1 protein-coding gene is annotated in these 1361 nt (G+C 44.0%); it reads right to left on the reverse strand.

Annotated elements, in window-relative coordinates:
* Positions 1 to 1331 (reverse strand): hypothetical protein (locus BMZ99_RS25845; RefSeq protein ID WP_139214873.1); only part of this gene is annotated, 1331 nt, incomplete at its 3' end.
* Positions 1332 to 1361: the final 30 nt, after the last annotated feature.

Raw genomic sequence — 1361 nt, forward strand, 5'->3', positions numbered from 1 at the left:
GTGGAAATGGTAGGCATGGACGGTGTTATATTTTTAAGAGTATCTCTTAATCTGGCTGCCGCATCTGTGCCCCAGGCTTTGCCCGTGTTATACGCGTAAGTTGGGTTTATATAATCAAACTTATCTACATGACCAAGATCAATCTTCCCTTTTGAAAGTTTATTTAAATCACTACTAATCTGATTAAATAGAGTAATCCAGTAGTTGCCGATATTTCCAAGCACGTCCAGAAATATCGCACCAAAAGCATATACGGCACCGACGACTACACCAAAGACTTCCGGAAATTTTAGAAATAGGGTGAGCAAGCCGACGACCACAGCAACAACTGCCAATATGGGCCAGTTTACTGACCACCAAGCAGAAGCTGCTGCCCACCCTGCAGCAGCAAAAGCCGTTGCAACGGGAACCCCAGAGGCGATGCCCCAAACTACAGCCAATATCGGCGCAACCATTCCCCATAAAGAGATAGTTGCTATCGTTGCTCCTCCAATTAACAAAGTCCAAAATACATACTCTAAAATAGGTTTAATAGGGTCTATTGCGTCCCATAATTGCCCTATAGCATGAATTAGCCATAACACCCCTGCCACTGAATACGCCAGCGCTCCTGCTATAAAGCCCAATGCACCGATAAAGTTCTCACCAAAGGATGTCATCTTTCCGTCTGCATCAAAAAATAAGTCAGATATCAAACGAATTGCAGGAAGCAATCGAAGTACAACCGATTGCGCCATATCAGCCATATGGTTATGCCAGCGACTCGTAAAGCTTAAAAGCTGCATTTGTGGAGATAGCATTAAGTTATCAAATGCCTTACCACCCATATTCCTCATTTGTAGCAATTTTTGCATTCCGACTACAAAGCCTTCCATATCACCGGCTTTTGCAGCTTGCTTTGCACCTGATGCCTCAATTTGACTATGCCCAATACTAAATCGGCGCTGAAGACTCGTAAAATTTCCAGCCATTGCTTCCTGCAAGGAAAACTGAGCTCCTCGTAACCCTTGCCCCTGGGTGTCAAATACAGCCAAGGTTTTAGCTAACATCGTGAGTTCGTCTAACTGCTTCGGAACCGTTGTCATGCCCATAAACGAATTGACACCTGCAAAAACATCCTCTTGCTTAAAACCATAATGATTGGCCATGTCCTTATAATGCTGAAACGCTGCACTTCCTATCTCGTTATTGCCTAACCGCGCCTGAAACATTCTTTCATAGCTATCTGTTTTAAATCCCAGCTCGACAAACTGTTTAGCCCCGTACAAACCACCAAGCAGAGCCGTTATTTTTAGCACGGTACTTGCAATGCCTTTAAACTCATTATGCATGGCTTTTGTGGGATCTACGGCACTGTTGAT

The sequence above is a fragment of the Pelosinus propionicus DSM 13327 genome, from assembly GCF_900114615.1.
Classification (GTDB): domain Bacteria; phylum Bacillota; class Negativicutes; order DSM-13327; family DSM-13327; genus Pelosinus; species Pelosinus propionicus.